At 56.6% G+C, this 228-nt stretch carries 1 pseudogene; it reads left to right on the top strand.

The window, feature by feature from the left end:
* Positions 1–30: 30 nt before the first annotated feature.
* A pseudogene (locus E5W87_RS35905) lies at positions 31–228 on the top strand (type I secretion system permease/ATPase); the annotation flags it as partial.

The following is a 228-nucleotide window of genomic DNA, read 5'->3' as shown; positions in this document are numbered from 1 at the left end:
GCGCGCCGGAAAACGGGCGCGATTGCCATCATGAAAACGAGCGACCAACAGACTCCCGCTCTGCAAGCGGTGATGAAAGAGGGCAAACGCGCCATCAAACCGCTTATCTGGTTCAGCGCCGGCATCAACATACTGATGCTCACCAGCTCGTTCTATATGCTCCAAGTCTACCACCGCGTGCTGTCCAGCCACAGCGTGGAAACGTTGGTAGCGTTGTCGATAATGGCC

Source organism: Mesorhizobium sp. (assembly GCF_004962925.1).
Taxonomy (GTDB): domain Bacteria; phylum Pseudomonadota; class Alphaproteobacteria; order Rhizobiales; family Rhizobiaceae; genus Mesorhizobium.
Note: the sequence above shows the minus strand (reverse complement) of the source record. Positions and strands in the feature narration are given on the sequence as shown.